A 22,486-nucleotide genomic window follows, 5' to 3' on the forward strand; every position below is an offset into this window, starting at 1 on the left:
GCCTCTACGGGAACGACAGGGCGCCCGGGCCGAGGGCGGGCACGATTCCTTCGGCGGCCGCGCGCGTCAGGAGACCGCGGATCGCCGCGTAGCCGTTCTCGCCCAGGTCGGCCGTGAACTCGTTGACGTACAGGCCGATGTGCTGGTCCGCCACCGACGGGTCCATCTCCTGGGCGTGCTCCTGGACGTAGGGGCGGGAGGCCTCCGGGTCGTCCCAGGCCATGCGCACCGATGTGCGGACCGCCTCGGCGAGTCGGCGCAGCCGGTCCTCGCCCAGGCTCCGCTTCGCGATGATCGCGCCGAGCGGGATGGGCAGCCCGGTCGTGTTCTCCCAGTGCTCGCCCATGTCGGCGAGGGAGTGCAGGCCGTAGTTCTGGTACGTGAAGCGGGCCTCGTGGATGACGAGTCCGGCGTCGACCTTGCCGTCCCGCACGGCGGGCATGATCTCGTCGAACGGCATCACGACGACCTCGCCGACGCCCCCGGGCACGACGTCCGCGGTCCAGAGGCGGAACAGCAGGTACGCCGTCGACTTCTCACTGGGGACGGCGACCGTCTTCCCGGTCAGGTCGACTCCCGGCTCGCGCGTGAGCACGAGCGGGCCGCAGCCCCGGCCCAGCGCGCCGCCGCAGGGCAGCAGCGCGTAGTCGTCGAGGACGTACGGCAGGACGGCGTACGACACCTTCAGCACGTCGAATTCGGGGGAGCGGCGCTCGGCGACGCCGTTCGTGATGTCGATGTCGGCGAAGGTCACGTCGAGGGCGGGTGCCCCGGGGACGCGGCCGTGGGCCCACGCGTCGAAGACGAAGGTGTCGTTCGGGCAGGGCGAGAAGGCGATCCTGAGATCTTCGGGGTGCGTCATGTGCGGTTCCAACTCTCCAGTACGGGCGCGGACTTCCCGAACGCTTCGGTGAGCGCCGCGAGTGCGTCGCCGATGCGCCAGGCCGCGCGGTCGCGGGGGCCGACGGCGTTGGAGACCGCGCGGATCTCCAGGACGGGCACGCCGTGCGCGGCGGCCGCCTCGGCGACCCCGAAGCCCTCCATCGCCTCGGCGGCGGCGCCGGGGTGACGGCCCAGCAGCTCGGCGGCGCGGGCCGAGGTGCCGGTCACGGTGGAGACGGTCAGGACGGTGCCGGTGAGCGCGCCGGTGGCCGCGGCGACGTCCCGTACGAGGGAGGGCGGCGGGAGGTGCGTGACCGTGCCGAAGCCGAGTTCGGTGACGGGCAGGAAGCCGTCGGGGGTCTCGGCGCCCAGATCGGCGGCGGTCAGCGCGTCGGCGACGACGACGGAGCCGATGGGCGCGTCCGGCTGGAATCCGCCGCCGATCCCGGCGGAGACGACCAGCCGGTACGGCCGCCCCGACAGGGCGGCGGTGGTGAGGGCGGTGGCGGTACCGGCCGCCGCGGCGGCGGGCCCGACGCCCACCGCGACGACATCGACGGCAGGGTGCGCGGTGCCCGCCTCGGACAGGCCCCTGGCCACCGCGTCCCGCTCCGCGGGGACGGCGGTGGCGATCAGGACCCGCCCGCGCTCCGTCAGGCGTCCTTCTTGAGCTTGAACGACCACAGGCCGGTCGCGTTCGAGCCGCTGCCCTCGACGATGGAGACCGTCGTGGAGCTGCCCGTGGCGCCGTACTGCTGGTTGAAGAACACGCTGCCCGGGACGGTGCGGTACGTCTTGTGGCTGGAGTCGGTCAGCGCCTGACCGTTCATCAGCAGGGTCCAGCCCTTGTCCGCGATCTTCGGGTCGACGCCGAAGCGGACCGTCGCGTCGGGGTCGACCTTGATGGACTTGATGTCCTTGTCCTTGAGGCAGTCCTTCAGCGCGGAGGCGTCCAGCGCCTTGCCGTCGTTGTAGCAGGCAGCTTCCGACGTCACCGTGGAGCGGCCGACCGTGATGGTCGCCAGCGGCGTCGGCTTGTCGCAGGCCGAGAGGACGAGCAGCCCGGCAGCGACGGCGCCGGCGGCTGCCACGGTGCGGCGGTTGCGCACGGTGAAACGCAGGGAGGTCATGCGGGCAGGCTATCTGGCGGCCCGCACACACTCGCCATGCGGGTACGGCGTGCCGCATGCTCACGCCATCCGAGGTGGATCTCCAGCTCTCCCGGCCGTCCCTCACGCCACGCGGCTGCGTGCCTGGCCACCGTGGCGCGCGGCGGCCAGCAGGCCCCGTACGGTCGTCAGCCAGCCCGTTCCGACGATCGCCGCGGCGACGCCGAGGCCCAGTGCTCCGTTCAGGGGCAGTGCGATGCCGATGGCGCCGCCGAGGACCCACGCCATCTGGAGGAGGGTCTCGGAGCGGGCGAACGCGGAGTTGCGGACCTCTTCCGGGACGTCGCGCTGGATCAGGGCGTCCAGGGACAGCTTGGAGAGGGCCTGCGCGAACCCGGCGACGGCCGCCAGGCACGCCGTGAGGGCAGCACTGAAGAACAGCGTGGCCGTGATCGCCACGCCCAGGACCGCCGCCACCACCGTCACGATGATGATCTCAGGCGCCCGCGATTTGAGCCACGCCCCGACGGCCGTGCCCAGCGCGTTGCCCGCGCCCGCCGAGATGCCGACGATGCTGAGCGACACGGCGGCGCTCTGCCCCGGCATGGGGTGCTCGCGCAGCAGGAACGCCAGGAAGAAGATCAGGAAGCCGGAGAGGCAGCGCTGCGAGGCGTTGACGAACAGCGCGTGCGTCACGGCCGGGCCGACCGTGCGCAGACCGGGGCGCTTCTGCTTCGTCGTCTCCTTGTGCGGGCCGTGCAGATGCTGCTCGTCGGCCGCGAGGAGCGCCTTCCCCTCGCCCTTCGCGGAGTCCACCTTGTGCGGCAGCTGGAAGGACAGGACCATCCCCGAAATGAAGATCACGAACGCGCCGTAGAGGGGCCAGCGCGGCCCGAGCATCTGGAGCCCCGCGCCGACCGGCGCGGCCACACCGGTGGCGAGGAGCCCGCCCAGCGTCACCCGCGAATTGGCCTTGACCAGGGAGAAGCGGGGTGGCAGCAGGCGCGGCACGACGGCGCTGCGGACCACGCCGTACGCCTTGGACGCCACCAGGACGCCCAGTGCCGCCGGGTACAGCTGCACGCCGCCGCTGATCACCGCCCCGGACAGGACGATCGCGAGCAGCGCCCGCGCCAGCATCGAAGCGGCCATCGCGGCGCGCCGCCCGTGCGGCAGCCGGTCCAGGAGCGGCCCGACGACGGGCGCGAGGAGGGTGAAGGGCGCCATCGTGATGCCGAGGTACAGGGCGACGCGCCCGCGCGCCTCGTCCGTCGGCACCGAGAAGAACACCGTGGACGCGAGCGCGATGGTGATCATGACGTCGCCGGCGCCGTTCACCGCGTGCAGTTCGATCAGTTTTCCGAGACCCGACTCGCCCGCGCCGTGCGCGTGGGTCGCTTTGCGGATTCCGCGCGCCGTGCCGGTGAACGGCAGGTGCAGGGCGCGCCCGAGCCCGCGGACCGCCCTGCGTACCGGGCCCGATCCGCCTGCTGCGCGCGACGACGACCTTGCGGAAGTCACTCAGCCATAGTGCCCCCGGAGGTGGTGACTAGTGCCGATATCGGCGGAGTGGGTCGCCGGTACGGCCCTCCGGAACCGCTCCGTCGCGTGGTGCAGGACACAGCTACTTGTACGTCGGTGTGGGCGCACGGGCCGGGAGAAGGTAGCGTGCGTAACGCGCCTGCGGCAGCTGTGCTCGGCCGCGCGCCTCTCGGTCATCCCGCAGAATGGGTGACGTAGGTGCGCCCGAGCACGTTCGGGCGCGGACGTCGACGCGGCCCCCCGGTCCGCTCCGTCCGTACCCCCGCGCAAGGGTGGCGCACTCGTGAGACGGCGTAGGAGAGAAGCGATACCTGTGAGCGCAGCGACAACGCGAAGCCGCACCCCTGACCGTCTGTGCGCCGAGGCGGTAGGCCTCGCGCGGACCGCGGCCGAGGAGGCCGCCGCGCCAGGAGTCGTGGGCGAGCACGTCGACGTGGTCGTCGAGGGCGACCGGGTCGTCACGCATCTCTTCGAGTGCAATGAGTTCGGCTACCGCGGCTGGCGGTGGGCCGTGACGGTCGCGCGGGCCTCCCGCGCCAAGGTCGTCACGCTCGACGAGACGGTTCTGCTGCCCGGCCCCGACGCGCTCCTTGCCCCTGAGTGGGTGCCGTGGAGCGAGCGGCTGCGGCCCGGCGACATGGGCCCTGGAGACCTGCTGCCGACCGACGCCGAGGATCTTCGGCTCGAGCCCGGCTATTCGGGTGAGGACGCCCCGCCGCCGAACTCCGCGGTGTCCGAGGAGATGGCCGAACTCGCCGAGGCGGAGGACGCCGAGCTGACGGTGGGACCGCCCGCGGAACTGCCCGTCGTGCCCGAGCGCGGCTCCATCGCGTCGGTCGCCGAGGAGCTCGGCATGCGGCGCGCCCGGGTTCTGTCCCGGTACGGCCTCCATGTCGCGGCCGACCGCTGGGACGAGGCGTTCGGGGCGAAGACCCAGATGGCGCAGGCGGCCCCCGCCACCTGCGTGTCCTGCGGATTCCTGGCCCGGATCGGCGGCTCGCTCGGCCAGGCCTTCGGCGTCTGCGCCAACGAGTTCTCCCCGGCGGACGGCCGGGTCGTCTCCCTCGCGTACGGCTGCGGGGGGCACTCCGAGGCGGCCGTCATGCCGAAGCCTCCCCGGCCGGCTCCCCACGTGATCGACGAGACGCGCGTGGACCCCTTCCCGCTGCGCCCGGCGGCGGACTCGGGCTCGGTCCCGACGGTCCCGGACGGTACGGAGGACCTGGGGCACTCGTAGCCCTCGCAGCTCTCCTCACGCCCGCGCGGTAGCGTCTGCGTCGCCAGGGTTGGCCTGGGTGAACAGAGGGAGACCACACCGTGAGCGTGAGCAAGATCGTGCGCCCGGCAGCCGAGGGGATGGACCCGTTCGGGACGGCCCGTCTGCGGCGTGGGGTTCTCGACGCCTGGGCCGGCAGCCCGGCCCGCTTCCGTGAGGACGCCAACGCCGAGGAGGACCTCGCTCTCGGCGGCTACCGCGACCGTCTCGTCGTCGAGCTCGCCCAGAACGCCGCCGACGCGGCCGCCCGCGCAGGTGTCCCCGGCCGTTTTTCCCTGACCCTGCGCGACGGCGTGCTCGTCGCCGCGAACACCGGCGCGCCGCTGGACGCCGCCGGTGTCGAGTCGCTGTCCACGCTGCGGGCCTCCGCCAAGCGCGAGCAGGGCGACGGTGCGGTGGGCCGGTTCGGCGTCGGGTTCGCCGCCGTCCTCGCCGTGACCGACGAGCCCGCGGTCGTCGGCCGCACGGGCGGGGTGCGCTGGTCGCTCGCCGAGGCGCGCGGCCTCGCCGCCGACACGGCGCGGCACAGCCCCGGCCTCGGCGACGAACTGCGCCGCCGGGACGGCCATGTGCCGCTGCTCAGGCTCCCGTTCGCCGCGGAGGGCTCGGCCCCGGACCCGTACGAGACCGTCGTGATCCTGCCGCTGCGCGACGCCGCGGCGGAGGCGCTCGCGGCGCGGCTCATCGACGCCATCGACGACACGCTCCTCCTCGCCCTGCCCGGTCTCGACGAGGTCGTCGTGGAGACCGCGTCGGGGACGCGCATCCTGCGCCGCAGGACCGACGGGCCGTACGTGGCGGTGGACGACGAGCGCGAGGACGCCGCGTCCGGCGGGCGCGAGAGCGTCACGACCCGCTGGCGTGTCCTCGTCCGCAACGGCCCGCTCGAAGCCGCACTCCTCGCCGACCGGCCCCTCGAAGAGCGCCTCCGCCCGCACTGGTCCGTGACCTGGGCCGTGCCGGTGGACACGGACGGAGCCCCCGAGCCGCCCCGCAGCGCGCCCGTGCTCCACGCGCCGACCCCCAGCGACGAGCCGCTCGGCGTGCCCGCGCTGCTCATCGCCTCGTTCCCCCTCGACACGACCCGGCGGCACGCCGCCCCCGGGCCGCTCACCGACTTCCTGGTGGAGCGCGCCGCCGACGCATACGCCGAACTCCTCGCCGGATGGCGCCCGGTGAGCACCGCCGTCCTCGGCCTGGTGCCGGGCCCGCTCGGCCGGGGCGAGCTGGACGGCAGCCTGCGCGGGGCGATCCTGGCCCGGCTGCCGCGCACCGCGTTCCTGCCGCCCGCGCTGCCACGCACGAAGGACGACGCCGACGGACTGCCCGAGACGCTGCGGCCGCGCGAGGCCGAGGTCGTCGAGGGCGCCGGCGCCGAGACCGTGCAGGTCCTCGCCGAGGTACTGCCGAGCCTGCTGCCCGCCGGGCTCGAACGCCGCGTCGAGCTGCGGACCCTGGAGGTCGCCCGGGTCCCGCTGACGGAGGCCATCGACCGGCTCGCCGGTCTGGAGAAGGAGCCGGGCTGGTGGCGGCGCCTTTACGACAGCCTCGCGGGCGTCGACCCGGACCGGCTCACCGGGCTCCCGGTGCCGCTGGCGGGTGGGCGTACGACGATCGGGCCGCGGCAGGTGCTGCTGCCCATGCCGGACGCGACACCGGGTGAGACGCTCGCCCGGCTCGGCCTCAAGGTCGCCCACGTGGACGCCGCGCACCCGCTGCTCGAAAAGCTGGGCGCGCTGCCCGCGACGCCCCGCGCCGTCCTGACGACGCCTCAGGTGCGGGCGGCCGTCGCCGGTTCGCTCGACGACGACGCCTGGTCCCTCGACGACGACGGCCCGGTCGGCGTGGACGAGCTGGCCGAGCTGGTCCTCACCCTCGTACGGGACGCGAACCTGGAGCCCGGGGACGAGCCGTGGCTGGGCGCGCTCGCGCTGCCCGACGACGAGGGTGAGCTGGCGCCCGCCGGTGAACTCCTGCTGCCCGGCAGCCCGTTCGCGCAGGTCGTCCGCGAGGGCGAACTCGCCATGGTGGACGGTGACCTCGCCGAGCGGTGGGGAGAGCAGCCCCTCGCCGCGTGCGGCGTCCTCGCCGGGTTCGCCCTGGTCCGCGCCGCCGACGTGGTCCTCGACCCGGACGAACTCGACCCGCGCGACAGCGACTTCGCGGAGCCGGACGACGCGGGCCTGCTCGACGCGGTCGACGTGTGGTGCGAGGACGTACTCGACCGGCTGCCCGACACCCCCGTGCCGCCCGTCGCCACCGAACTCGTCGCCGTACGCGACCTGGACCTCGTCGACGACGACCGCTGGCCCCAGGCCCTCGCCCTGCTCTCCCGCCCGCCGCTGCGCGACGCCCTCACCCAGCCCGTACGGGTCCTGCTGCCCGACGGCACGCACGAGATCGTCCGCCCGTACACGGCCTGGTGGCTGCGCGACCACCCCGTCCTCGACGGCCGCAGGCCGGCCGGCCTGCGCTCGGCGGGCGGCGACCCGCTGCTCGCCGGGCTCTACGATCCGGCGGACGCGACCGGGTTCGAGGACGAGCAGGTGCTGCGCGCGCTCGGCGTGCGCACGTCGGTCGCCGCGCTCCTCGACGAGCCCGGCGGCGCGGCCGAGCTCCTCGACCGGCTCGCCGACCCGGACCGCGAGGTCGGCGCGGCCCAACTCCACGCCCTGTACGGGGCGCTGGCCGATCTCGACCCGGAGCAGGTGACCCTGCCCGACGAGCTGCGGGCCGTGGTGGACGGTGAGGTCAGGGTCGTGGACGCGGCCGACGCCGTCGTCGCGGACGCGCCCGATCTGCTGCCCCTGACCGCGGGGCTGGCCCTGCTGCCGGTGAGTCCGGGGCGGGCCGCGGACCTGGCGGACCTGTTCCAGGTGCGACGGCTGAGCGCGACCGCGGACGCCGAGGTCACACAGGAGGGCGCCGAACATCCGGTGCCGGAGTCCGTACGGACCCTGCTCGGACCGGCGACCCCGCAGACGTACGTCGAGCACGAGGAGCTGTCCGTCGCCGGGGCGGAGGTCGACTGGCGGCGCACGTCCGACGGCACGGTCCACGCCTCGACCCTGGAGGGCGTGGCGGCGGGCCTGGCATGGGCGGCGGGCCAGTGGCCGCGCCGCTTCGAGGTCGCGGCCCTGCTGGAGGACCCGACCCGCACAACGGAGTTGGCCCGGGACCGCTGGTTCGACTGAGTGCGCTTCAGGGGCACGGGCGAGTGCGGACGGGCAAAGGTAAAGGTGATCACAAGAGTTCACCGCCCGTACAACCAGTCACTCCAGTCGCATGTCTGATCTTGCGAGCCAACAGGCTCCTAGATCACTTGGGTCCCGCGTGACGGCATCAGCACCGCGGGACCCCTTCTCCAACTTGGGGAACACATGCGCATACGTGCCACCATGGCCGCCGCGACGGTGACCGGCTCTCTCGCCCTGGCCGCTTTCGCCGTGCCGGCCGCGCAGGCCACCGACCAGCCGAGCCTGGCGCAGGCTCACCAGGTCGCCCAGAAGGCTGCGGGGCACTCGGCTCCGCAGGCCCGTTCGCTGACCGCCACCGAGGCCGGCGACCCATACGTGATGGACGCCACCTTCTCGAACATCAAGGTGAACAGCGGTAAGTCCGCCATCGTTGTCGGCACCACCAACACGGTGCACGTCTCGTACAGCTTCACCTTCACCCACGGCTCGGACGTGGACCCGACGGCCGACGACTTCGTCCCGGGCGTCGACCTCTACCGCACCGACGGGGGGAACGCCCTGTTCGGAGACGCCCCGGCGACCTGCACGGCCGCCTCGTCGACTGTCGCGAACTGCAAGGGCAGCATCGACATCAACCCGCAGGAGGGGCTGACCAACGTCGACGCCGGAGCCAAATGGACCGGCGAGGCGTTCGCCGTTGCGTACAACGGCCAGGACCCGGACAGCCCCAGCGACCCGAGCAAGATCGGCACCGCGTACCAGGACGCCGTGTCGTCGAACGCCCTGCAGCGCTACTCCAAGCTCACCGTCAACGCGTCCCCCGAGCCCGTGAAGAAGGGCGGCACGCTCACCATCACGGGTGCCCTGACCCGCGCGAACTGGGACACCCACAAGTACGCCGGCTACACCAGCCAGTCGGTGAAGCTGCAGTTCCGCAAGACGAGCTCCTCGACGTACCCGACGACGTACCTGAAGTCGGTCACGTCGTCCTCGACCGGCTCGCTGAAGACCACGTCCACGGCCACGTACGACGGCTACTGGCGCTACAACTTCCTCGGCACCTCCACCACCCCGGCCGTCAAGGCCACGGGTGACTTCGTCGACGTGCAGTAGAAGTCCTAGACGGGAAAGCGGCGGTCGACCCAGCGCCACAGGAATTCCAGGGCGACCGCCGCCACCGCCGCGATGCCGACCGCCGTCCACGGCATCGACGCGCCCACCAGCTTCAGCGCGAAGAAGTCCTGGAGCCACGGCACCACGAGGACGAGCAGGAACGCCGCGCCCATCGCGGCCACCAGGCACACCCGCCACCACGTGTAGGGCCGCGCGATGATGGCGAGGACCCACATCGAGACGAGGAACAGCGTCAGCGTCGCCGAACTCGTCTCGGCGTCGAGCGCGGCGGAGCCCGTGTAGTAGTGCCGGGCGATCATGTACGTCACGAAGGTGGCGGTCCCGGCGACGACGCCACCCGGGATCGCGTACCGCATCACGCGCTTCACGAACTGCGGTTTGGCCCGCTCCTTGTTGGGCGCGAGCGCCAGGAAGAACGCGGGGATGCCGATCGTCAGCGTCGACAGCAGCGTCAGATGCCGCGGCAGGAACGGGTACTCGATCTGGAAGCAGACCACGAGTACGGCGAGCAGCACCGAGTAGACCGTCTTGACCAGGAACAGGGACGCGACGCGCGTGATGTTCCCGATGACGCGGCGGCCCTCGGCGACGACCGACGGCAGCGTGGAGAAGCTGTTGTTGAGGAGCACGATCTGCGCGACGGCGCGGGTCGCCTCCGAGCCAGAGCCCATGGAGACGCCGATGTCGGCGTCCTTGAGGGCGAGCACGTCGTTCACGCCGTCGCCCGTCATCGCGACCGTGTGCCCGTGGGACTGGAGCGCGCCGACCATGTCGCGCTTCTGCTGCGGGGTGACGCGGCCGAACACGGTGTTCTCGTCGAGGGCCTTGGCCATCCCGGCCTGGTCGGCGGGGAGCGTGCGGGCGTCGACCGTGTCCTGCGCGCCCGTGAGGCCCAGCTTCCCGGCGACGGCGCCCACCGACACCGCGTTGTCCCCGGAGATGACCTTCGCGTGGACGCCCTGGTCGGCGAAGTACCGCAGCGTGTCCGCCGCGTCGGGCCGCAGCCGCTGCTCCATGGCGACCAGGGCGACGGCCTCGGCACCCTTCTTGACCGCCCGGTCGTCGAGGTCGCCGCGGGCGCGGGCGAGCAGCAGGACGCGCAGGCCCCGGTGGTTGAGCTCTTCGGTCTCGGCGAGCACCGGGTGCCCGGCCGGCAGGAGAACGTCGGGCGCGCCGAGCAGCCACGCGCTGGTGGTGCCGTCGCCCTCGCTGAACGCGGCGCCGCTGTACTTGCGGGCGGAGGAGAAGGGCAGCGACTCGGTGCAGCGCCACTCCTCGCTGTCGGGGTAGGCGTCGATGATCGCCTGGAGCGAGGCGTTGGGCCGCGGGTCGGACTCGCCGAGCGCGCCGAGGACCTTGCGTACGTAGCCCTCGTCGGCGCCGCCGAGCGGACGCAGCTCGGTGACGTCCATGCCGCCCTCGGTGAGGGTTCCCGTCTTGTCGAGGCAGACGGTGTCGACGCGGGCGAGGCCCTCGATGGCGGGGAGTTCCTGGACGAGGCACTGCTTGCGGCCGAGGCGGATCACGCCGATCGCGAAGGCGACGGAGGTGAGCAGGACGAGCCCCTCGGGGACCATCGGCACGATGCCGCCGACGGTCCGCGCGACGGAGTCCTTGAAGTCGTTCTCCTTGACCACGAGCTGGCTGATGACGAGGCCGATCGCGGTCGGGATCATCATCCAGGTGACGTACTTGAGGATGGTGGAGATGCCGGTGCGCAGCTCGGAATGGACGAGGGTGAAGCGGCTGGCCTCCTCGGCGAGCTGCGCGGCGTAGGCCTCGCGGCCGACCTTCGTGGCGGTGAACGCGCCGCCGCCGGCGACGACGAAGCTGCCGGACATGACCTGGTCGCCGTGGTGCTTGACGACGGGGTCGGCCTCGCCGGTGAGCAGGGACTCGTCGATCTCGAGCCCGTCGGCCTCGGCGCACACGCCGTCCACGACGATCTTGTCGCCCGGCCCGATCTCGATCAGATCGCCGAGGACGATGGCGGAGGTGGAGATCTCGGTGGCCTGTCCGTCGCGCCGGACCGTCGGTTTCGCCTCGCCGATGACGGCGAGTGAGTCGAGGGTCTTCTTGGCGCGCAGCTCCTGGATGATGCCGATGCCGGTGTTCGCGAGGATGACGTAGCCGAAGAGGCTGTCCTGGAACGGCGCGACGAACAGCATGACCACCCAGAGGACGCCGATGATCGCGTTGAACCGTGTGAAGACGTTCGCGCGGATGATCTCGGTGGTGGAGCGGGAGCTGCGGACCGGTATGTCGTTGACCTCGCCGCGCGCGACGCGCTCGGCCACCTCGCCGGTGGTGAGCCCCCTCGCCCGCTGGGGGATCGGCACCGGGTGGACCGGGTCCAGCTCGGCGCCCGCGTCGATGTGCGTCATGCAAACGACAGTACGGGCGGATTTGCGGCTTCACCCCTCGGGTGCGCCAAAGATCCGACCCGGGGAGGACGTGGAGGGGCGAGGGCCGGTCCCGTGGTTGTACGCGGGCGGCGCGCCGGCCGCTACTCGGGTGCCGGGCCCGCTTCGGCGGCGGCGCGCTTGAGCGCCGCGTCGCGCCCCCGTACGTACCAGATGCCGATGAGTCCGAGTCCGGCGCCGGCCAGGCAGGTCCACACCCACCAGGTGTGGCCGTGGTCGTCGAACCAGCCGTAGAACGGCAGCTGCACCAGGAAGAGGACGAACCACAGGATCGTGCCGCCCGTGATGGTGGCGACCACGGGCCCTTCAAGGGGCTCGGGTGCCTCGTGCTTGGGGGTCCACTTCTCCATGGGCACAGCTTACGAGGAGCACGAAACGACGTCTTCAGTCACCCCGGAACCCTTATGGGTCAAGGGTCTACGCGCGGAGATAGCGAATTCTTGCTCATATGTTCATACTGAAACGGCCTGAGTCTGGCCACTTCTGTTCGTAGAAAACGCCAAACGGCGCCCCCGCCAGCACACCGATCCAGAGGTCATTCATGTCCAGCTCGGCCCCCGCCCCGGTCGATGTCATCGAACCGCCGACGGCCCCCAAGAGCGGCCTCGACCGCTTCTTCAAGATCTCCGAGCGGGGCTCGTCGGTCAGCCGGGAGATCCGTGGCGGCTTCGCCACCTTCTTCGCGATGGCCTACATCATCGTGCTGAACCCGATCATTCTCGGCAGCGCGAAGGACATGTACGGGCACCAGCTCGACAACGGCCAGCTGGTCACCGCGACCGCGCTCACCGCCGCCTTCACGACCCTGCTCATGGGTGTCATCGGCAACGTCCCGATCGCGCTCGCCGCCGGCCTCGGCGTGAACACGGTCGTCGCCCTCCAGCTCGCGCCCCGTATGTCGTGGCCCGACGCGATGGGCATGGTCGTCCTCGCGGGCTTCGTCGTGATGCTCCTGGTGGCGACCGGTCTGCGCGAGCGCGTCATGAACGCCGTGCCGCTCGGCCTGCGCAAGGGCATCGCGATCGGTATCGGCCTGTTCATCATGCTGATCGGCCTGGTCGACTCGGGCTTCGTCTCGCGCATCCCGGACGCCGCGCACACCACGGTGCCGCTCCAGCTCGGCAGCGACGGTCACCTCAACGGCTGGCCCGTCCTCGTCTTCGTGCTCGGCGTGCTGCTCACCCTCGCGCTGATCGTGCGCAAGGTGCCGGGCGCCATCCTGATCTCCATCGTCGTCATGACGCTCGTCGCGGTGTTCATCGACGCGGTCGCCAACGTCCCGAGCTGGGGCCTGACGACGCCCAAGTGGCCCGGCAATCCGGTCGAGATGCCGGACTTCGGTCTGGTCGGCCAGGTCAGCCTGTTCGGCGGCTTCGACAAGGTCGGCCTGCTGACCGGCATCCTCTTCGTCTTCACCGTGCTGCTGTCGTGCTTCTTCGACGCGATGGGCACGATCATGGGCGTCAGCGACGAGGCCAAGCTGACCGACAAGGACGGTCAGATGCCCGGCATGAACAAGGTCCTCTTCATCGACGGCATCGCCGTCGCCGCGGGTGGCGCCTCGTCCTCGTCGGCCACCACCTGCTTCGTGGAGTCCACCGCCGGTGTCGGCGAGGGCGCCCGCACCGGTTTCGCCAACGTGATCACCGGCGGTCTCTTCGCCGTCGCGCTGTTCCTCACGCCGATCGCCACGATGGTCCCGTCCCAGGCCGCCACGCCCGCGCTGCTCGCGGTGGGCTTCCTGATCCTGTCGGGGTCGATCGGGGCCATCGACTGGAGCGACTACACGATCGCCATCCCGGCCTTCGTGACGATGCTGATGATGCCGTTCACGTACTCGATCACCAACGGCATCGGGATGGGCTTCATCAGCTTCACCGTGCTGCGGGTCGCTGCGGGCCGCGCCCGTTCGGTGCCGGTCGCGATGTACATCGTCGCGGGGGTCTTCGCCTTCTACTACCTGATGCCGGCGCTGGGTCTGACCTGAGCGCCCTGAAGGGGCGCGGGAAACCGCGCACCCGGCTCCTGGCGGCCCGCAGGTCTCACGCGGCCCCGTAGAAAGCCTCTGTCTTCTCGACGGACGTCGCGAAACGTTCGTCGAAGTCGTCTCGAATGAGCGTCCGGACCACATAGTCCTGGACGCTCATTCCTCTTTTGGCGGCGTGGGTCTTGAGCCGCTCGAGCAGCTCACCGTCTATCCGCAGGCTGAGCACTGTCGATCCCATGCGCAACAGGGTCGCGGCCCTCTGTCCGCCCGTGTGTCACTTTTCGTGGCCACGTCACTCATATGGGTGACGGAGGGGGTCTCGAAGGATTCAGTGGGCGGAGTCAAGGGAATCCGAGTGGTCTTTAGAAAGAGTAATGAGTTAAGCTAAGGACATGCCGGACCTCTCCCAGGGCGACGACGCAGCCGCAGTGAACGCCTTGCGCTCAGCGGTGATGCGCCTGTCGCGCCGACTCAAGCACCAGCGGGTCGACGAGTCGCTGAGCCCCACAGAAATGTCGGTGCTCGGCACCCTCGCCCGCTGCGGCAGCGCGACTCCGGGCGAACTCGCCCGCAAGGAGCACGTGCAGCCGCCGTCGATGACCCGCATCGTCGCGCTGCTCGAGGCCAAGGGGCTCGTCCGGCTGGAGCCGCATCCCGAGGACCGGCGACAGAAGGTCGTCACCTCCACCGAGCAGGCCGAGGCCATGCTCGAAGAGAGCCGCCGCAAGCGCAACGCGTGGCTGGCCTCGCTCGTGGAGAACCTGGACGAGGACGAGTGGGCCAAGATCCGCGCCGCCGCCCCCGTCCTGGAGAAGCTCGCCCACCTGTAAGCCCCTGTGCCATGCCCTTCGGGGCGTCGTCGACCTGCCGTTCACGGCCGCCAAGGAGGCGAACCCGCATTGAGTACGGGACCCGGAGCAGACTCCGCCCCCGCACCAACCGCCCTCGACAAGACCGACCGCCCCCGCAAGAGCTCGATGTTCAGCTCGCTGAAGATCCGTAACTACCGGCTCTTCGCGACCGGGGCCGTCGTTTCCAACACCGGCACCTGGATGGCCCGCATCACCCAGGACTGGCTGGTGCTCAGCATCACCGGCTCCTCGGCGGCCGTCGGTATCACCACCGCCATGCAGTTCCTGCCGATGCTCCTGTTCGGCCTCTACGGCGGCGTCATAGCCGACCGCTTCGCCAAGCGGAACCTCCTGTTCGTCACCCAGGGCGCCATGAGCCTGTCCGGGCTCTTCCTCGCCGCGCTCACCCTCACCGGGAACGTCCAGGTCTGGCACGTCTACCTCGCGGCCTTCTTCACCGGCCTCGTCACCGTCGTCGACAACCCGACCCGCCAGTCCTTCGTCTCCGAGATGGTCGGCCCCGACCAGGTCCGCAACGCGGTCAGCCTGAACTCGGCGAACTTCCAGTCGGCACGCCTGATCGGTCCCGCGGTCGCGAGTGGACTCACCGCTGCCGTCGGTCCGGGCTGGGCGTTCCTGGCCAACGGACTCTCCTTCCTCGCCCCGCTCACCAGCCTCTGCCTGATGCGCACCCGCGAGCTGCACCACACCCCGCGCGCCCCGCGCGGCAAGGGCCAGCTGCGCGAGGGCCTCGACTACGTCTCCAAGCACCCCGAGCTGATCTGGCCGATCGTCCTCGTCGGCTTCGTCGGCACCTTCGGCTTCAACTTCCCGATCTGGCTGAGCGCCTACGCCGACGACGTCTTCCACGGCGGGGTCGGCATGTACGGCGTGTTCAACACGCTCATGGCCCTCGGTTCGCTGGCCGGTGCGCTGCTCGCCGCGCGGCGCCGCTCGACCCGGCTGCGCGTCCTCGCGGGAGCCGCGGTCGGCTTCGGTGTCCTGGAGGTCGTGGCCGCGTTCGCGCCCGACGTCTGGGTCTTCGCGCCGCTGATCGTGCTGCTCGGCATCCTCGGCCTCACGGTCAACGTGACCGCGAACTCGTCCGTCCAGATGGCCACCGACCCCGAGATGAGGGGCCGCGTCATGTCCCTGTTCATGATGGTGTTCACGGGCGGTACGCCGCTCGGAGGGCCCCTGTTCGGCTGGATAGCCGACCAGTACGGGGTCCGGATCAGCTTCGCCCTCGGCGGCCTCGTGTGCGCCACGGCCGCGGTCGGCGTCGCACTGATGCTGGCCCGCGCCGCGAACCTGCGGCTCAAGTTCGACCTGCGCCGCGGACAGCAGCACGTGCAGTTCGTACCGCGCGAGCAGCTGGCCACGGCGGCGTGAGCCGAGGGGCCTGACCGTCAGACGCGCCGGGCCAGGACCTGGCCCGGCCAGACGCCGTCGGGCCCGATGAACGCCTCGGTGCGGACGAAGCCGTTCGCCTCGTAGAACGCGACGAGCTTGCCGTCATCGCCCGCGTAGCAGTCGACGCGCAGGAGCGGGATGCCCGCCCTGCGCGTCTCCTGTACGGCGTGGGCGAGCAGCGCGGCGCCGGCCCCGCTGCCGTGCCGGGCCGCGAGCAGATGGACGTAGCGCTCGGGTTCACCGGCCGGCTCCACGTACGAGCCGGGTCCCTCGGAGAGCGTGAGCGTGCCGACCGGGGTGCCGTCGATCTCCGCGATCCACGGCACGCCCTTGGCCACGTACTCCTCGACCATCGCCACGGCCCGCGGACGTTCCGACCAAGGCCTCTCGCCCCACTGACCCGTGCGCCGCTGTGACACCAGCCACTCCATGGCCCCGTCGAACAGGCCGACTATCGCCGGGATATCCGCTGTGCTGCCCTTTCTGATCTCCATACGTGGACACTAGCCCGGTGAGACTTTTCGCAGCAGTGCTGCCGCCGGACGAGGCGCTGGCCGAACTGGGACGCGCCGTCGGCCAGTTGAAGGGGGCCCGCGGCCTCGAAGGGGCCGAGGACCTGAGGTGGGCCGGCCGCCCCGGCTGGCACTTCACGCTGGCCTTCTACGGCGAGGTGCCCGACGAGACCGTGCCCGAGCTGTCGCGGCGCCTGGAACGGGCGGCGGCCCGCACCGCGCCCTTCCCGCTCGCCCTGCGCGGCGGCGGGCACTTCGGGGACCGGGCCCTGTGGGTGGGCGCGGCCGGTGACGTGGCGGCGCTGCGGCGGCTCGCCGAGCGGGCCGGGGCCGCGGCCCGCAAGGCCGGCCTCGACACGGAGGACCACCGCCACTACCGGCCGCACCTCACGCTGGCCCGCGGCTCCGGCGCCGTCCACCTCACGCCGTACGCGGCCGCCCTCGACACCTTCACCGGCGAACAGTGGACGGTCTGCGAGCTGGCACTCGTCCGCAGTCGGCTGCCGACGTCCGGGGTGCGCGGCGAGCGGCCCCGCTACGAGAAGGTCGGCGGCTGGCCTCTTTCGGCCACGGGTTAATCTCGAAGCGTGGACCCGAAGAGCCGTAACCGGATCATGGCCGTTGTGCTGGTACTGATGTTCGCCGTCGTCGCAGTGGCGGCCGCGGTCGGAAAGTGACCGCGGCCGCGCCGCGCCGTCGGCGCAGCCGCACTGCTACCAGGCCTCGCGAGGCCCCGGCTCTACCAGGCGAACGCCTCCGGTGAAGGCCCCGGGCCCGGGAAGATCTCGTCCAGGCCCGTGAGGACCTCCTCGCTCAGTTCCAGCTCGACCGCGCGCAGCGCCGAGTCGAGCTGCTCCGAGGTACGCGGGCCGACGATGGGCCCGGTGACGCCGGGACGGGTCAGCAGCCAGGCCAGCGCCGCCTCGCCAGGTGCGAGACCGTGCTTGTCGAGCAGGTCCTCGTAGGCCTGGAGCTGGGCGCGCGTCTCCGGGTTCGCGAGCGCGTCCGCGGCCCGGCCGCTCGCGCGACGCCCGCCCTCGACCTCCTTCTTGATGACCCCGCCCAGCAGACCGCCGTGCAGCGGCGACCAAGGGATGACCCCGAGGCCGTACTCCTGCGCGGCCGGGATGACCTCCATCTCGGCGCGGCGCTCCGCGAGGTTGTAGAGGCACTGCTCGCTGACGAGACCGAGCCTGCCGCGCGCGGCCGCCTTCTCGTTGGCCTGGGCGATCTTGTAGCCGGGGAAGTTGGACGATCCGGCGTACAGGATCTTGCCCTGCTGGATCAGGACGTCGACGGCCTGCCAGATCTCCTCGAAGGGGGTCTCGCGGTCGACGTGGTGGAACTGGTAGATGTCGATGTAGTCCGTCCCCAGCCGCTTGAGGCTGGCCTCGACGGCGCGGCGGATGTTGACCGCGGAGAGCTTGTCGTGGTTGGGCCAGGGCGAATCGGTGCCCGCACCGGCCATGTTGCCGTAGACCTTCGTGGCCAGGACCGTCTTGTCCCGTCGGTCGCCGCCCTGGGCGAACCAGCTGCCGATGATCTCCTCGGTACGGCCCTTGTTCTCGCCCCAGCCGTAGACGTTGGCGGTGTCGAAGTAGTTGATCCCCGAGGCCAGCGCCGTGTCCATGATCGCGTGGCTGTCGGCCTCGTCGGTCTGCGGACCGAAGTTCATCGTGCCGAGAACGAGCCGGCTGACCTTGAGTCCTGTGCGTCCGAGCTGCGTGTACTTCATGAGTCCCCAGCCAACGGCGTGGAGTGGACTCTAGGCAAGGCCCCCGGGCCGGGCGTTCAGCGGACCCCACGCCTGCCGCATCGCACGCGCGAACGTGTCCGCGAGCTTGCGCTCACCGCTCGCGTTCGGGTGCGTGCCGTCGTACGTGTCCACGTGGATGTCGTACGACTCCGGCACCGACGCGAGGAGCAGGGGAGAGCGGCCCGAGTCGAGGTCGGCGACCGCCTTCGCGAGGAGCGTGTTGAAGTGGGCGACCTCCGCGGCGAACGGCGCGTCCGTCTCGGCGCGCACGTTCGGGATGACCGGCAGCAGGACCATCCGCACCCGTGGGTTCGCGGCGCGGGCCCCGGCGACGAAGCGGCGCATGTTCTGCGCGGTCTGCTCCGCGTTCGTGTAGAAGCCGAGATCGATCAGGCCGAGCGAGATGAGCAGGACGTCGGTGCGGGCGAGCGCGACCGCCTCCTCGATGACGGGCGCCATGTGCAGCCAGCCCTCGCCCCAGCCCGAGAGGTGGGCGCGCGGGAAAGCGGGGTCCGCGTCCGCGTAGTCGTGCGACACCGCGGCGTTCGCCGTCTTGTCGTAGAGCGTCTCGCGCGGCCCGGCGATCTCGAACGTGCCGTCGCCGTACGCGGCCCGCAGATGCTGCCACATCCGGTAACGCCAGGTGAGTTCGCCCGCGCTGCCTATCGTCATCGAGTCGCCGACGAATGTGAACCTGAGCATCCGCTCATCATCGCGGATCGCGGACGGGCGGAGTGTGTGACGCTGAGCACGCCCTGGCAAGCTGGGGGGCATGCGTTCGTTTCTGGGTGCGGCCGGAGCCGCCGTCGTTCTCGCGTTCGGTGCCACCGCTCCCGCCGTGGCGGACGACCCCGGAAGCGACGGGTTCACCATCAAGGACCCCCGCATCACCGAGTCCAGCGGCCTCGCCGCGTCCCGGATCCACCCGGGCATCTACTGGACCCACAACGACAGCAGCGACGGCGCGTACCTGTACGCGATCGACGGCAGGACCGGCGAAACCGTCGCCACCCTCACCCTGACCGGCGTCGGCGCCCCGCGCGACGTCGAGGCCATCTCCATCGGCCCCGACAACAACCTCTACGTCGGCGACATCGGCGACAACCTCGGCGGCAAGTGGTCCCACGTGTGGATCTACAAGCTGCCGGAGCCGAAGGAACTGCGCGACCAGACCGTGCGGGCGACGCAGTTCACCGTGCAGTACGCGGACGGGCCCCGCAACGCAGAGGCGCTGATGGTCCATCCGAAGACCGGACGCGTCTACATCGCAGAGAAGAACGAGGACGGCGGCGGCCTCTACGAGGGCCCCCAGAACCTGTCCGCGTCGGGCACGAACGTCTTCCGTCGCGTCTCCGGCATCGACCTGTGGGTGACGGACGGCGCGTTCTCGCCCGACGGCAAGCACCTCGCCCTGCGCGGCTACTTCGGCGGGGTCTCGTACGCCTGGAAGGACGGCAGGCCCGAGCGTGAGGGGCAGTTGAACGTGCCGATGCAGCCGCAGGGCGAGTCCGTCACGTACACCCTCGACGGGAAGACGCTGCTCTACGGGAGCGAGGGCCGCGGCAGTTCGGTGGAGCCCGTGCAGGTCGGCGGCGTGTCCGGCGACGACTCGAAGTCGCCCTCGAGGAGCGGTGATTCGGGCGACGGGCGCATCGAAACGGGCCTCAGCGCGAGCGCGGTCGGGCTCGTCGCCGCGGTCATCGCCGTCTTCGGGATCGGGCGGCTGCTGAGGCGGCCGAAGAAGTAGCGCACCGGGGCGGCCGGCCTGTCACTCGCCGATCGTCACGCGCCGAAGGCCACTCCTCGAGGACCCGTACCTCGTGGTGTACGCCGATGGGGCGCCCGGCGGAAGTGCCGGGCGCCCCATCCACGTAGAACCGGTGCGACTAGAGCTTTTCGATCACGTAGTCGATGCACTTCGTCAGTGCCTCGACGTCCGCCGGGTCGATCGCCGGGAACATCGCGACGCGCAGCTGGTTGCGGCCCAGCTTGCGGTACGGCTCCGTGTCGACGATGCCGTTGGCGCGCAGCACCTTGGCGACCGCGGCCGCGTCGATCTCGTCCGAGAAGTCGATCGTGCCGATGACCTGCGAACGCTTCGCCGCGTCCGTGACGAACGGCGTCGCGTACTTCGAGTCCTCGGCCCAGCTGTACAGGCGCGTCGAGGAGTCCTTGGTGCGGGCCGTCGTCCAGGCCAGACCGCCCTGGCTGTTCATCCACTCCAGCTGCTCACCGAGCAGGAACAGCGTCGCGAGCGCCGGGGTGTTGTACGTCTGGTTCTTGCGGGAGTTGTCGATCGCCGTCGGCAGCGAGAAGAACTCCGGGATGTGGCGGCCCGACGCGTGGATGCGCTCGGCGCGCTCCAGGGCGGCCGGCGAGAACGCCGCCAGCCACAGGCCGCCGTCCGACGCGAACGACTTCTGCGGGGCGAAGTAGTAGACGTCCGTCTCGGCGATGTCGACGGGCAGACCGCCGGCGCCGGAGGTCGCGTCCACCAGGACGAGGGCGCCCTCGTCGGCACCCGCCACGCGCTTGATCGGGGCGGCGACACCGGTGGAGGTCTCGTTGTGCGTGAGGCCGTACACGTCGACGCCCGCCTCGGCCTGCGGCTCGGGGTGCGTGCCGGGCTCGGAGGCGATGACGGTCGGCTCGGCCAGCCACGGGGCCAGCTTCGAGGCCTTCGCGAACTTGGACGAGAACTCGCCGAAGTTCAGGTGCTGCGACTTGTTCTCGATCAGGCCGTGCGTCGCCACGTCCCAGAAGGCGGTGGAGCCGCCGTTGCCCAGGATCACCTCGTAGCCCTCAGGGAGCTGGAAGAGGTCCTTGACCCCTTCGCGCACCCGGCCGACCAGGTTCTTGACCGGGGCCTGGCGATGGGAGGTGCCGAGCAGGGACGTGCCGGTGGCGGCCAGGGCGTCCAGCGCCTCCGTGCGCACCTTGGAGGGGCCCGCGCCGAAACGTCCGTCGGCGGGCTTGATGTCAGCGGGAATCTGGATCTCAGCCACGGGGCGAGCCTAGCGGCTCGCGGGAGTCTGGAATCACCGTGTCCGCCCGGTGAGACTCACGGTCCCGCCACAGGGCTCCGCCCCGGGCCCCGCTCCTCAAACGCCGGAGGGGCTGGAATGGCGTCCCGGCGCTTCGAGTCAGCCGAACAGCCGTACCGGCAACTCGAACAGGTCGTTCTGGGTCACCACCGGCTTGTGGCGCAGGGCCGTGGGCGGGACGGCGAGGGTGAGCTCGGGAAAGCGGGCGTACAGCGCGGGCAGCGCCACCGCCGCCTCCAGGCGGGAGAGCGCCGCGCCCGGGCACACGTGCGGGCCGTGGCCGAACGAGATGTGACGGTTCGGGGAGTCGCGTGTGATGTCGAAGTCACCCGCGCTGGGGCCATGAGCGGCCTCGTCCCGGCCGATCGCCCCGTACGACACGATCAGCGCGTCGCCCTTCGCGATCACCTTGTCGCCGACCGGGACGTCCTCGGCGGCGAAGCGGATCAGGACGTGCGACGTCGGTGTGGAGTGGCGCAGCGTCTCCTCGACCACGGCCTCCCACGGCACCTCGCCGGAGAGGACCTGTGCGAGCTGCCCGGGGTGGGTGGACAGGTTCACCACGGCGTTGACGATCAGCGAGATCGTCGTCTCGTGGCCCGCCGCGACCATGAGCTGGAGCGTGGAGACGATCTCCTCGTCGGTGAGCCGGTCGCCGTCGTCGCCCGCCGCCAGGATCAGCGCGCTCGTCAGGTCGTCGCCGGGATCGGCGCGCCGGGACGCGACCGTGGCCGCCATGATCCCGGCCAGCTCCGTCAGCGTCGCGACGACCTCCGCCGGCGGGGTCTGCGTCGAGAAGAACTTCTCGAACAGGACCTTCAGGCGGGGCAGCACCGAGTCGTCGATGCCCATCAGGTCGGCGATCACGTACATGGGGAGGGGGTAGGCGAACGCGGCCTTGAGGTCGACGGTGGTGCCGTCCTTGGGCAGGGCGTCCAGGAGTTCCCCGGTGCGCCGCGCGATCCGGTCGCGCATCAGCTCCACCCGGCGGGGCGTGAGGGCCTGCGCGACGAGCGCGCGCAGTCTGCGGTGGTCCTCGCCGTCGACCGTCAGCATGGAACGACCCGGGTTGGCGAGGCCGATGAGCGGCCAGTCGGCCGGGATCTCGCCGCGCCGCCACGCGTCCCACACCTCGATGTCCTTCACCAGGCGCCGGTCCGTGAGGAGTTGACGTGCCTCCGCGTGGTGCGTGACGGCCCATACGGGTACGCCGCCCGGCAGCTCGGCCTCGGCGAGGGGGCCCGCGGCGCGCAGTGCGGCGCTCTCGGCGTCAAGGTCGGTGACGAACGGGTCGAGGGCTATGCGAGGCATGGGAGTTGCTCCTGTCGTGGCGAACTGTTGTCGTTCCCGGGGGAGATGC

At 71.3% G+C, this 22,486-nt stretch carries 20 protein-coding genes; 8 read left to right on the forward strand and 12 right to left on the reverse strand.

Going from position 1 to position 22,486, the window contains the following annotated elements; translation table 11 throughout:
• Positions 1–4 precede the first annotated feature (4 nt).
• The 4 genes from ACWFR4_RS18005 to ACWFR4_RS18020 all read right to left on the reverse strand — a co-directional run bounded on the left by ACWFR4_RS18005 (position 5) and on the right by ACWFR4_RS18020 (position 3,512).
• On the reverse strand, positions 5–862 hold the full coding sequence (locus ACWFR4_RS18005; RefSeq protein ID WP_453455810.1) for a 1,4-dihydroxy-6-naphthoate synthase: 858 nt from the start codon (positions 860–862) through the stop codon (positions 5–7).
• Positions 859–1,566: a futalosine hydrolase gene (locus ACWFR4_RS18010; RefSeq protein WP_453455808.1), complete on the reverse strand. Its 708-nt coding sequence runs from the start codon at positions 1,564–1,566 to the stop codon at positions 859–861. The genes ACWFR4_RS18005 and ACWFR4_RS18010 overlap by 4 nt, the downstream gene beginning before the upstream one ends.
• Positions 1,536–2,012: a DUF2771 domain-containing protein gene (locus tag ACWFR4_RS18015; protein WP_453653215.1), complete on the reverse strand. Its 477-nt coding sequence runs from the start codon at positions 2,010–2,012 to the stop codon at positions 1,536–1,538. Before ACWFR4_RS18015 ends, ACWFR4_RS18010 begins: the two co-directional genes overlap by 31 nt.
• 102 nt (positions 2,013–2,114) lie before the next feature.
• Entirely contained in the window at positions 2,115–3,512 is a 1,398-nt protein-coding gene (locus tag ACWFR4_RS18020; RefSeq protein ID WP_453653217.1) for an MFS transporter, read from the reverse strand.
• Between the two features lie 334 nt (positions 3,513–3,846).
• Here ACWFR4_RS18020 and ACWFR4_RS18025 point away from each other — a divergent pair, with 334 nt between their 5' ends.
• From ACWFR4_RS18025 to ACWFR4_RS18035, 3 genes are all read left to right on the forward strand, one after another.
• Complete coding sequence (locus ACWFR4_RS18025) at positions 3,847–4,770, forward strand: DUF3027 domain-containing protein (protein WP_453455802.1); 924 nt, start codon at positions 3,847–3,849, stop codon at positions 4,768–4,770.
• A gap of 86 nt (positions 4,771–4,856) precedes the next feature.
• Positions 4,857–8,003 carry a sacsin N-terminal ATP-binding-like domain-containing protein gene (locus ACWFR4_RS18030; protein ID WP_453653359.1) on the forward strand — a complete coding sequence of 1,049 codons (3,147 nt, stop codon included), beginning with the start codon at positions 4,857–4,859 and terminating at the stop codon, positions 8,001–8,003.
• A gap of 186 nt (positions 8,004–8,189) precedes the next feature.
• Positions 8,190–9,119, forward strand: coding sequence for a hypothetical protein (locus tag ACWFR4_RS18035; protein ID WP_453653219.1), 930 nt, complete (start codon positions 8,190–8,192; stop codon positions 9,117–9,119).
• Between the two features lie 5 nt (positions 9,120–9,124).
• Here the strand turns inward: ACWFR4_RS18035 and ACWFR4_RS18040 are convergent, their stop codons facing one another.
• Both ACWFR4_RS18040 and ACWFR4_RS18045 read right to left on the reverse strand, forming a co-directional pair.
• Positions 9,125–11,524 (reverse strand): HAD-IC family P-type ATPase, encoded by a 2,400-nt coding sequence (locus tag ACWFR4_RS18040; protein ID WP_453653221.1) that lies wholly within the window; start codon positions 11,522–11,524, stop codon positions 9,125–9,127.
• A gap of 122 nt (positions 11,525–11,646) precedes the next feature.
• Entirely contained in the window at positions 11,647–11,913 is a 267-nt protein-coding gene (locus ACWFR4_RS18045; RefSeq protein WP_227295457.1) for a DUF2530 domain-containing protein, read from the reverse strand.
• 191 nt (positions 11,914–12,104) lie between these two features.
• On the opposite strand from ACWFR4_RS18045, the gene ACWFR4_RS18050 reads away from it, so the two are divergent.
• The gene (locus ACWFR4_RS18050) at positions 12,105–13,550 is read left to right on the forward strand and encodes an NCS2 family permease (RefSeq protein ID WP_453653223.1); all 1,446 of its coding nucleotides are present in this window, start codon (positions 12,105–12,107) and stop codon (positions 13,548–13,550) included.
• 55 nt (positions 13,551–13,605) lie between these two features.
• Here ACWFR4_RS18050 and ACWFR4_RS18055 read toward each other — a convergent pair whose 3' ends face one another.
• Positions 13,606–13,788 (reverse strand): ribbon-helix-helix protein, CopG family, encoded by a 183-nt coding sequence (locus tag ACWFR4_RS18055; RefSeq protein WP_376539104.1) that lies wholly within the window; start codon positions 13,786–13,788, stop codon positions 13,606–13,608.
• Between the two features lie 154 nt (positions 13,789–13,942).
• Between ACWFR4_RS18055 and ACWFR4_RS18060 the strand changes: the two genes are divergently transcribed.
• Positions 13,943–14,380 (forward strand): MarR family winged helix-turn-helix transcriptional regulator, encoded by a 438-nt coding sequence (locus ACWFR4_RS18060; RefSeq protein WP_453455792.1) that lies wholly within the window; start codon positions 13,943–13,945, stop codon positions 14,378–14,380.
• A 69-nt stretch (positions 14,381–14,449) separates the two neighbouring features.
• Positions 14,450–15,793 carry an MFS transporter gene (locus ACWFR4_RS18065; protein WP_453455789.1) on the forward strand — a complete coding sequence of 448 codons (1,344 nt, stop codon included), beginning with the start codon at positions 14,450–14,452 and terminating at the stop codon, positions 15,791–15,793.
• A 17-nt stretch (positions 15,794–15,810) separates the two neighbouring features.
• On the opposite strand, the gene ACWFR4_RS18070 is transcribed toward ACWFR4_RS18065, so the two are convergent.
• Positions 15,811–16,308, reverse strand: coding sequence for a GNAT family N-acetyltransferase (locus ACWFR4_RS18070; RefSeq protein WP_453653225.1), 498 nt, complete (start codon positions 16,306–16,308; stop codon positions 15,811–15,813).
• Positions 16,309–16,325: 17 nt separating this feature from the next.
• On the opposite strand from ACWFR4_RS18070, the gene thpR reads away from it, so the two are divergent.
• Positions 16,326–16,904, forward strand: a complete 579-nt coding sequence (gene thpR / locus ACWFR4_RS18075) for an RNA 2',3'-cyclic phosphodiesterase (RefSeq protein WP_453653227.1) — start codon at positions 16,326–16,328, stop codon at positions 16,902–16,904.
• 161 nt (positions 16,905–17,065) lie between these two features.
• Here thpR and ACWFR4_RS18080 read toward each other — a convergent pair whose 3' ends face one another.
• Both ACWFR4_RS18080 and ACWFR4_RS18085 read right to left on the reverse strand, forming a co-directional pair.
• Entirely contained in the window at positions 17,066–18,061 is a 996-nt protein-coding gene (locus tag ACWFR4_RS18080) for an aldo/keto reductase (protein ID WP_453455781.1), read from the reverse strand.
• Positions 18,062–18,091: 30 nt separating this feature from the next.
• Positions 18,092–18,784, reverse strand: coding sequence for an SGNH/GDSL hydrolase family protein (locus ACWFR4_RS18085; protein WP_453455779.1), 693 nt, complete (start codon positions 18,782–18,784; stop codon positions 18,092–18,094).
• Positions 18,785–18,854: 70 nt separating this feature from the next.
• Here ACWFR4_RS18085 and ACWFR4_RS18090 point away from each other — a divergent pair, with 70 nt between their 5' ends.
• Positions 18,855–19,829 carry a WD40 repeat domain-containing protein gene (locus ACWFR4_RS18090; protein WP_453653229.1) on the forward strand — a complete coding sequence of 325 codons (975 nt, stop codon included), beginning with the start codon at positions 18,855–18,857 and terminating at the stop codon, positions 19,827–19,829.
• A 139-nt stretch (positions 19,830–19,968) separates the two neighbouring features.
• Here the strand turns inward: ACWFR4_RS18090 and serC are convergent, their stop codons facing one another.
• Positions 19,969–21,087 carry a phosphoserine transaminase gene (gene serC / locus ACWFR4_RS18095; RefSeq protein WP_100595761.1) on the reverse strand — a complete coding sequence of 373 codons (1,119 nt, stop codon included), beginning with the start codon at positions 21,085–21,087 and terminating at the stop codon, positions 19,969–19,971.
• Between the two features lie 138 nt (positions 21,088–21,225).
• Positions 21,226–22,437, reverse strand: a complete 1,212-nt coding sequence (locus ACWFR4_RS18100; protein WP_453653231.1) for a cytochrome P450 family protein — start codon at positions 22,435–22,437, stop codon at positions 21,226–21,228.
• Positions 22,438–22,486: the final 49 nt, after the last annotated feature.

It is taken from the genome of Streptomyces sp. NPDC055140 (genome assembly GCF_053607285.1).

Bases quoted from the DNA above. Each gene is read 5' to 3' on its own strand.
- ACWFR4_RS18005 (WP_453455810.1), bottom strand. From the start codon at position 862: ATGACGCACCCCGAAGATCTCAGGATCGCCTTCTCGCCCTGCCCGAAC.
- ACWFR4_RS18035 (WP_453653219.1), top strand. From the start codon at position 8,190: ATGCGCATACGTGCCACCATGGCCGCCGCGACGGTGACCGGCTCTCTC.
- ACWFR4_RS18080 (WP_453455781.1), bottom strand. From the start codon at position 18,061: ATGAAGTACACGCAGCTCGGACGCACAGGACTCAAGGTCAGCCGGCTC.
- ACWFR4_RS18050 (WP_453653223.1), top strand. From the start codon at position 12,105: ATGTCCAGCTCGGCCCCCGCCCCGGTCGATGTCATCGAACCGCCGACG.
- ACWFR4_RS18040 (WP_453653221.1), bottom strand. From the start codon at position 11,524: ATGACGCACATCGACGCGGGCGCCGAGCTGGACCCGGTCCACCCGGTG.
- ACWFR4_RS18100 (WP_453653231.1), bottom strand. From the start codon at position 22,437: ATGCCTCGCATAGCCCTCGACCCGTTCGTCACCGACCTTGACGCCGAG.
- ACWFR4_RS18060 (WP_453455792.1), top strand. From the start codon at position 13,943: ATGCCGGACCTCTCCCAGGGCGACGACGCAGCCGCAGTGAACGCCTTG.
- ACWFR4_RS18015 (WP_453653215.1), bottom strand. From the start codon at position 2,012: ATGACCTCCCTGCGTTTCACCGTGCGCAACCGCCGCACCGTGGCAGCC.
- ACWFR4_RS18090 (WP_453653229.1), top strand. From the start codon at position 18,855: ATGCGTTCGTTTCTGGGTGCGGCCGGAGCCGCCGTCGTTCTCGCGTTC.
- ACWFR4_RS18070 (WP_453653225.1), bottom strand. From the start codon at position 16,308: ATGGAGATCAGAAAGGGCAGCACAGCGGATATCCCGGCGATAGTCGGC.
- ACWFR4_RS18045 (WP_227295457.1), bottom strand. From the start codon at position 11,913: ATGGAGAAGTGGACCCCCAAGCACGAGGCACCCGAGCCCCTTGAAGGG.
- ACWFR4_RS18085 (WP_453455779.1), bottom strand. From the start codon at position 18,784: ATGCTCAGGTTCACATTCGTCGGCGACTCGATGACGATAGGCAGCGCG.
- ACWFR4_RS18055 (WP_376539104.1), bottom strand. From the start codon at position 13,788: ATGGGATCGACAGTGCTCAGCCTGCGGATAGACGGTGAGCTGCTCGAG.